This is a genomic window from Streptomyces flavofungini, from assembly GCF_041028215.1.
GTDB classification, from domain to species: Bacteria; Actinomycetota; Actinomycetes; order Streptomycetales; family Streptomycetaceae; genus Streptomyces; species Streptomyces flavofungini_B.
Genome location: NZ_JASKYR010000367.1, coordinates 1 through 8,140 on the forward strand (window position 1 = coordinate 1; position 8,140 = coordinate 8,140).

At 71.3% G+C, this 8,140-nt stretch carries 6 protein-coding genes; 2 read left to right on the forward strand and 4 right to left on the reverse strand.

Annotated features, from left to right (window positions below; translation table 11 throughout):
- Positions 1-1,176: diaminobutyrate--2-oxoglutarate transaminase family protein (locus AB8Z36_RS23730; protein WP_369215393.1), on the reverse strand; the 1,176-nt coding region annotated here is incomplete at its 3' end.
- Between the two features lie 472 nt (positions 1,177-1,648).
- Here AB8Z36_RS23730 and AB8Z36_RS23735 point away from each other — a divergent pair.
- Positions 1,649-2,878 carry a trypsin-like serine peptidase gene (locus AB8Z36_RS23735; protein ID WP_369215394.1) on the forward strand — a complete coding sequence of 410 codons (1,230 nt, stop codon included), beginning with the start codon at positions 1,649-1,651 and terminating at the stop codon, positions 2,876-2,878.
- Positions 2,879-3,075: 197 nt separating this feature from the next.
- A complete protein-coding gene (locus AB8Z36_RS23740) occupies positions 3,076-4,293 on the forward strand; it encodes a trypsin-like serine peptidase (RefSeq protein WP_369215395.1) in 1,218 nt (405 codons plus the stop codon).
- Positions 4,294-4,393: 100 nt separating this feature from the next.
- Here AB8Z36_RS23740 and hflX read toward each other — a convergent pair whose 3' ends face one another.
- From hflX to AB8Z36_RS23755, 3 genes are all read right to left on the reverse strand, one after another.
- A complete protein-coding gene (gene hflX / locus AB8Z36_RS23745; protein ID WP_369215396.1) occupies positions 4,394-5,884 on the reverse strand; it encodes a GTPase HflX in 1,491 nt (496 codons plus the stop codon).
- 152 nt (positions 5,885-6,036) lie between these two features.
- Positions 6,037-7,536 (reverse strand): M1 family metallopeptidase, encoded by a 1,500-nt coding sequence (locus AB8Z36_RS23750; RefSeq protein WP_369215397.1) that lies wholly within the window; start codon positions 7,534-7,536, stop codon positions 6,037-6,039.
- Positions 7,537-7,682: 146 nt separating this feature from the next.
- Positions 7,683-8,140 (reverse strand): ACT domain-containing protein (locus tag AB8Z36_RS23755; protein ID WP_369215398.1); only part of this gene is annotated, 458 nt, incomplete at its 5' end.

Genomic DNA, 8,140 nt, shown 5'->3' on the forward strand with positions numbered 1-8,140 from the left:
GTTCACCGCGCGTGGGCTCCCGCCCACGCGCCGCGAGCCCACGCGCGGTGAACCGTCGCGCCCCGGGTCCACCAGTTCGACGCCGATCATCAGACCCCGGCCGCGGACCTCGCCCACGCAGGGATGGTCCACGGCCAGCGACCGGAGCTGGGCCAGCATGCGCGCGCCGAGGGTGGCGGCGCGCTCGGCGAGGCCGTTCTCCCGTACGTACGCGAGGGTCGCCGCGCCCGCGGCCATGGCGAGCTGGTTGCCGCGGAACGTGCCCGCGTGGGAGCCGGGGGGCCAGAGGTCGAGGTCGTCGCGGTAGACCACCACGGCCAGGGGCAGGCTGCCGCCGATCGCTTTCGAGAGCACCATCACGTCCGGCACGATGCCACTGTGTTCGACGGCCCAGAAGGCCCCGGTCCGCCCGACCCCCGTCTGCACCTCGTCGACGATCAGCGGAATGCCGCGCGCGGCGGTGATCTCGCGCATGCGGCGCAGCCAGCCGTCCGGGGCGGGCAGGACGCCGCCCTCGCCCTGGACCGGTTCGAGGATCATGCCCGCGGGGGTCCGGACGCCCGACTTGGTGTCGTCGAGGACGTTCTCCGTCCAGCGGGCGGAGAGTTCGGCGCCGCTCGCTCCGCCGATGCCGAACGGGCAGCGGTAGTCCTGCGGATACGGCAGGCGGGCGACGCGGACGCTCGGCGCGCCGCCGGACACCTCCAGCGCTCCGGCGGTCATCCCGTGATAGGCACCGGTGAAGGCCAGCATGCCGTCGCGCCCGGTGGCCGCGCGGACCAGTTTCAGCGCCGCCTCCACCGCGTCCGTCCCGGCGGGTCCGCAGAACTGGACGCGGGCGCGCTCGGCGAGGCCGGGCGGCAGGGTGCGGAACAGTTCGGTCGTGAAGTCGTCCTTCACGGGCGTCGCCAGGTCGAGGACGTGCAGCGGCGCCCCCGAGTCGAGGACCTGCCTGATCGCTTCGAGCACCACGGGGTGGTTGTGGCCGAGGGCCAGGGTCCCGGCGCCCGAGAGACAGTCGAGATAGCGGCGGCCGTCGGCGCCCTCGATGGTCATGCCGCGCGCCCGCACGGGGACGATCGGCAGGGCGCGCGCATAGGTCCGCGCGGCCGACTCGCGCGCGGACTGGCGTCGCAGGATGCCTTCCTGTCCGGCCTCTTGCGCGGCTTCCCGCACGGCCTCCCGCTGCGCCGGGGGCTCCGTCCGCGGCGGGGGCTGCGTCGCCGGGGGCGCTTGCGTTCCGGAAGGTTCCGCGGACGCCGCCGCGGGCTCGATCACGGCCACGACTGTTGGTCCTCCCGCTGGGGACGAGCGCGACCGGCCGGGCGGCTCCGGAGAGCCCCAAGTGCCTGGACGGACGCGCAAGTTGACATGGGGATGAACGCAGACCGCTGCTCCCCCGTACGTATCAACGACGGCGCACCCGGTCGGGGCACGGGGCAATCGGAAGATCTTGCCGTTGCGGAACCGTTGCCCTGCTGTCGGCAGTCCCCAACGGCACCGGCATAGTGTGGGGGCCGTTCATCGGCCAGAGGCACGCGGCGTTTCCCGGCCACCGGGGGGCCCGCGGCGGCGGCGACGGGTGTCCGCACACCCGGGATGACCAGCACTTCTGTTCCATTTTTCGAGGCCCAGGGGGAATCTCACGATGCGACCCATACGTCCGCTCTTCACCGCACGGAGCGGTAGACGCGCCCGCGCCCGCACCTCCCCCGTGGCGGCCGCTGTGGCGCTCGGCGCGGCGCTCGTGCTGACCGCCACGGCCTGCGGCCCCAGCGAGGACAACGCCGGTGGTGACGCGTCGTCGGAGCAGGCCGACAACAGCAACGGCGACAAGTTCCAGATCCCGGCCGATCTCAAGGAGAAGCTCAAGGAGCACGGGGTCGACCTGGACAAGTGGAAGGACGGGGGCTGGAAGAACTTCGACAAGGACAAGTGGCTGCGCGAGGCCGGCGAGTTCGTCAACCCAATCATCAAGGACCTCTGGGACCCGGACCGGATGCGGGACGCCGACAAGAACCCGGACCGGGGCGTCGAGGAGAACGACATCTCCGGTGACCAGGGCGTCACCGACCCGACGCCGGAGCCCGTGGAGGCGGCCGCGGTGAAGGCGCCGTTCCACGACCGGGCGCCCGCTTCGGGCAAGCTCTTCTTCGACGGCCCGGACGGTTCGATGGTCTGTTCCGCGACCGTCGTCGAGGACCCGGCCAACCCCGGCAAGTCCAACATGGTGTGGACCGCGGGCCACTGCGTGCACGCGGGCGCCAAGGGCGGCTGGTACCGGAACATGATCTTCGTCCCCTCGTACAACGACAGTGGCAAGCCGGCCGCCGAGCTCAAGAACGCCCCCAAGGAAGAAGTCGCCCCGTACGGCGTCTGGTGGGGCGACTGGGCACAGACCTCCGACCAGTGGATCGAGGGCGGCGGCCCGTCGGGCGGCGCCGGTGCTCCCTACGACTTCGCGGTCATGCACGTGAAGCCCGAGAAGGGCAGCGAGGGCAAGTCGCTCGAGGAGACCGTCGGCTCGGCGCTCCCGGTGGACTTCAACGCCCCTGCCGTGCCGCGGATCAAGTCCCTGACGGCGACCGGTTACCCGGCGGCGCCGCCCTTCGACGGCCAGCAGCTCTTCCAGTGCGCCGACAAGCCCGGGCGGCTCTCGCTCAGCAAGTCCGAGCCGACGATGTACCGCGTCGGCTGCACCATGACCGGCGGCTCCTCCGGCGGCGGCTGGGTCGCCCCGGGCCAGGACGGCAAGCCCGCGCTGGTGTCGAACACCTCCATCGGCCCGGTGACGGCCGGATGGCTGGCCGGACCGCGCTTCGGCAAGGAGGCCAAGGGCATCTACAACGCGGTCAGCAAGAAGTTCGCCGACCAGTAGCGGTCGGCTCGCCGTCCGCCCTCTCGCACGGCGTACGACGGCGGGGTCGCCGCAAACCTTCACGACCCCGCCGCCGTTCGTCCTCAGTCTCACAGGCATAGTGAGGTGTCACATCGGCCCGGTGTCCCGGCCGGGCATCCCGGCCGATATGTGACAAGTACATGGCAATCACACGTTCCAACGGGGGTATCTGCACCATGCGTTCCACTCGCGCGCCCTTCGCGCGCAGCCGTGGGCGGCGCGTCGCACTCGCCGCCACCGGGCTCGCCGCGACCCTGGCGCTCACCGCCACGGCCTGCGGCCCCAGCGACGACAAGGCCGGGGGTTCGAACGCCGCCGCGTCCAAGGGGACCGACTCCGGTTCGGACTCCGGCTCCGGTTCCGACGGCAAGCTTCCCGGCGGGCTCGCCGACAAGCTCCGGGAACACGGCATCGACCCGGACACGTGGGAGAACGGCGGCTGGAAGAACTTCGACAAGGACAAGTGGCTGCGCGAGGCGAGTGAGTTCGTCAACCCGGTCATCGAGGGCCTGTGGAAGCCCGAGCGGATGAAGGACGCGAAGGACCCGAACAAGACGATCGCCTCCAAGGACGCGGCCGCCGACCAGGGTGCCACCGACCCCGAGCCGACGCCGGTCCGCGCCAAGCCCGAGAAGACGCCGTACCACGAGAACGCCGCACCGGTCGGAAAGATCTTCTTCGACGCCCCCGGGGGCTCGATGGTCTGTTCCGGCACCGTCGTGAAGGACCCGCGCCACCCCGGCAAGTCCAACCTGGTGTGGACCGCCGGCCACTGCGTGCACGCGGGCAAGAACGGCGGCTGGTACCGCAACATCGCCTTCGTGCCCTCGTACAACGACCTGGGCAAGTCCGAGGCCGAGCTGGGCAACGCAGCTCCGCAGGAGATCGCCCCCTACGGCCAGTACTGGGCGGACTGGGTCTCGACCTCCAACGAGTGGATCGACAACGGCGGCCCCACGGGCGGCGCCGGTGCCACGTACGACTACGCCGTCATGCACGTCAAGCCGGAGCAGGGCGGCAAGTCCCTGGAGGAGACCGTCGGCAACGCGCTCGATGTCGACTTCTCGGCTCCGGCCACGCGGAGCGTGAGCTCGATGGGCGCTTGGGGCTACCCGGCCGCGCCGCCCTACAACGGCCTGATGATGCACAAGTGCGTGGACAAGCCGGGACGCCTCTCGCTGTCGCCGTCCCTGCCGACGATGTACCGCATCGGCTGCACGATGACCGGCGGCTCCTCCGGCGGCGGCTGGTTCCGCATGGTGAACGGCAAGACGAAGCTCGTGTCGAACACCTCGATCGGCCCGGCCGAGAACACCTGGCTCGCCGGTCCGCAGCTCGGCCAGGGCGCCGAGCAGGTCTACGACATGATGAGCGAGAAGTACGGCTCGCGGTAGAAACGACCACGACCACGAAGGCCCGCCCCTCGCGCAGGGGCGGGCCTTCGCCGCTTTCAAGCGGTTGCCGTCAGACGGCTACGACGGCTGCGGGGTGCGCTCAGCGCGCCACCGGAACGTACGGGTTGAGCTCCGCGGCGAGCTCCTCGTGCACCCGCGCCTTGAGCAGCGTGCCCTCGGCCGTGTGCTCCTCGGAGAGCACCTCGCCCTCGGCGTGCGCCCGCGAGACGAGCTGGCCGTGGGTGTACGGAACGAGGGCCTCGATCTCGACCTCGGGCCGCGGCAGCTCGACGTCGATGAGCGCGAGCAGCTCGTCGATTCCGGCGCCGGTGCGCGCGGAGACCGCGATCGCGTGCTTCTCGTTCCGCAGCAGCCGCTGGAGGACCAGCGGGTCCGCCGCGTCCGCCTTGTTGACCACCACGATCTCGGGCACGTCGGTCGCGCCCACGTCGCGGATGACCTCGCGCACGGCGGCGAGCTGCTCCTCCGGCACCGGGTGCGAGCCGTCCACCACGTGCAGGATCAGGTCGGAGTCGCCGACCTCCTCCATCGTGGAGCGGAACGCCTCGACCAGGTGGTGCGGCAGATGCCGCACGAAGCCGACGGTGTCGGCCAGGGTGTAGAGCCTGCCGCCGGGCGTCTCGGCCCGGCGCACGGTCGGGTCGAGGGTGGCGAACAGCGCGTTCTCCACCAGGACGCCCGCGCCTGTGAGGCGGTTGAGGAGCGAGGACTTGCCCGCGTTCGTGTAACCGGCGATGGCGACCGAGGGCACCTTGTTGCGTCGGCGCTCCTGGCGCTTGATGTCGCGGCCCGTCTTCATCTCCGCGATCTCCCGGCGCATCTTCGCCATCTTCTCGCGGATCCGTCGCCGGTCCGTCTCGATCTTGGTCTCACCGGGACCACGCGTGGCCATGCCGCCACCGCCGCCGCCACCCATCTGCCGGGAGAGCGACTGGCCCCAGCCGCGGAGCCTCGGCAGCATGTACTGCATCTGGGCCAGGGCGACCTGCGCCTTGCCCTCCCGGGACTTGGCGTGCTGGGCGAAGATGTCGAGGATCAGGGCGGTCCTGTCGACCACCTTGACCTTGACGACGTCTTCGAGGTGGATGAGCTGGCCGGGGCTGAGCTCACCGTCGCAGACGACGGTGTCGGCGCCCGTTTCGAGCACGATGTCCCGCAGTTCGAGGGCCTTGCCGGAGCCGATGTACGTCGCCGGGTCGGGCTTGTCGCGGCGCTGGACGACGCCGTCGAGCACGAGCGCACCCGCGGTCTCGGCCAGGGCGGCCAGCTCGGCGAGGGAATTCTCCGCATCGTCGACCGTGCCGGAGGTCCAGACACCGACGAGGACCACGCGCTCCAGGCGGAGCTGCCGGTACTCGACCTCGGTGACGTCCTCGAGCTCGGTGGAGAGGCCCGCGACGCGGCGCAGGGCCGCGCGCTCGGAGCGGTCGAGCTGATCGCCGTCACGCTCTCCGTCGATCTCGTGGCTCCAGGCGACGTCCTCTTCCATCAGGGCATCGGCCCGAAGACCTTCGGGGTAGTTCTGCGCGAAGCTCTGTGCGTCCTGGGAAGGGGAAGAAGAGGAGGTCATTGGATCCTTACGTCGATACGTCGATGGGAATGCGGACGGATGCGTGATCCGTCACAGTCGACAACGTCCGAGACCGCCCGGAGATTCCCGGGCCGGGCTCGCGCCGTCGACCTGAAGATGGTTGCACGGCACGGCCCGTCTCGTCATCCGGGTTATTTCCCGTCCTTGGTCCCCTTGCGCCAGTCCGGGTGCCCCGGCATGGGCGGCGTCTTCTTCCCGTACAGCCAGGCGTCGAAGAATCCCTCCAGGTCACGCCCGGCGTTCTGGGAGGCGAGCCGCACGAAGTCGGCGGTCGTCGCGTTGCCGTCCTGGTGGACGCGGACCCACTGGCGCTCCAGGCGCTCGAAGGCCTCGTGCCCGATCTCCTGGCGCAGCGCGTAGAGCACCAGGGCGCTGCCGTCGTAGACCACGGGCCGGAAGATGCTGATCTTCTTGCCGGGGGCGGGCCTGTTCGGCCGCGCGGGCGGTCCGCCCGCGGCGCGCCAGCCGTCGGAGCGGCGGTAGGCCTCGCGCATCCGGTCCTTCAGGGGGCGCTTCGCGTTCTCCTCGGCGTAGAGCGCCTCGTACCAGGTGGCGTGGCCCTCGTTGAGCCAGAGGTCGGACCAGGTCCGCGGGCTCACGCTGTCGCCGAACCACTGGTGCGCCAGCTCGTGCACCATGATCGCGTCGACGTACCACGCGGGGATCTGCGGGAGGGTGAAGAGCTGCTCCTCGAAGAGGGACAGCGTCTGCGTCTCCAGCTCGAAGCCCGTCTTGGCCTGGGCCATGAGGACGCCGTAGGCCTCGAACGGGTACCGGCCGACCTTCTTCTCCATCCAGTCGATCTGGCCGGGTGTCTTCTTCAGCCAGCGCTCCAGCTTCTTGCGGTCCTTGGTGGGCACCACATCGCGTACGGGCAGGCCGTGCGGGCCCTCGCGGTGCACCACGGTGGACCGGCCGATCGACACCTGGGCCAGCTCGGTCGCCATGGGGTGGTGGGTGCGGTACGCCCAGGTCGTGGTGGAGCCGCTGTGCCGGGGCTCGGCGACCGGCAGCCCGTTGGCGACGGCCGTGAGTCCCTTGGGGGCGGTGATGCGGAAGGTGAACATCGCCTTGTCGGCGGGGTGGTCGTTGCACGGGAAGACCAGGTGGGCGGCGTCGGCCTGGTTGGCCATGGCGAGCCCGTCCGACGTCCGGAGCCAGCCGCCCTGGGCGTCCTTGCCCGAGACCGGGTCGCTGGTGTGCCGAACGGTGATCCGGAGTCGCTCACCGGGCCTGATCGGCTCGGCGGGCGTGAGGACCAGGTCCTCGCCGCTGGTGGTGAAGCGGGCGGCCCTGCCGTTGATCTCGGCGGCGCCGACCTTGCCGTGCGCGAAGTCGAGATTGACGTGGTCGAGGGCCTGCGTGGCGCGGGCGTCGATCTCGGTGACGGCGTCGAGCGGCTTGCGGTTGTCACCCCGGTAGGTGAAGGCGATGTCGTACGACGCCACGTCGTACCCGGGGTTGCCCAGGTGAGGGAAGAGCGGGTCGCCGATGCCGAGGGGGGCGACCGGCGCGGGGGCGCTCGCCGCGACGAGGGCGGCGGAGACGGTCGCCGTGACGAGGGCGGCGGCGATGCGAGGGGTGCGGAGGGCCTTCGGCCGGGTGGCCGTGGTCCGGGCGGTGAGCAGCATGGCCTACCGCTATCAGCGCGGGCGTCCAGGGGCGATGGCGGCGCGCGCCGGGCCACCCGAACGAGTCACCGTCCTGACCCGCGCGAGACCGGTGGGGCCGCTAGGGCGGCTCTCTTCAGTGGGTCTGCCTCTTCGGTGGGCGCGCTTCAGTGGGCCGCTGCCGCCGGATGCTGGGCGCGGCTCACGTCGTAGACCCCTGGCACCGCGCGCATCGCCCGCATCAGCCCCGGCAGGAGGGCCGCGTCGGGGAGTTGCAGCGTGTACGTGTGCCGGACGCGCTGCTGGGTCGGCGGTTCCACGGTGGCGGAGATGATCGCCACGCCTTCCAGGGCGATCGCTTCGGTCAGGTCGGCGAGCAGATGCGCACGGCCGAACGATTCGGCGGTCAGCGTGACCCGGCACTCGGCGGTGTCCCCCCAGCGCACGCCGACCTCCGCGCGCCCCACCTCCTTCATGCGCTCCACCGAGGGGCAGCCGACGCGGTGGACGGTCACGACTCCCCCGCGTACGGCGAAGGCGGTGATGGCGTCGGGCGGCACCGGCGTACAGCACCCGGCGAGCCGGACGCTGGCGCCCTCGCGGTCCACCGCGGCCAATGCCGTGG

Bases quoted from the DNA above. Each gene is read 5' to 3' on its own strand.
- AB8Z36_RS23735 (WP_369215394.1), top strand. From the start codon at position 1,649: ATGCGACCCATACGTCCGCTCTTCACCGCACGGAGCGGTAGACGCGCC.
- AB8Z36_RS23740 (WP_369215395.1), top strand. From the start codon at position 3,076: ATGCGTTCCACTCGCGCGCCCTTCGCGCGCAGCCGTGGGCGGCGCGTC.
- hflX (WP_369215396.1), bottom strand. From the start codon at position 5,884: ATGACCTCCTCTTCTTCCCCTTCCCAGGACGCACAGAGCTTCGCGCAG.
- AB8Z36_RS23750 (WP_369215397.1), bottom strand. From the start codon at position 7,536: ATGCTGCTCACCGCCCGGACCACGGCCACCCGGCCGAAGGCCCTCCGC.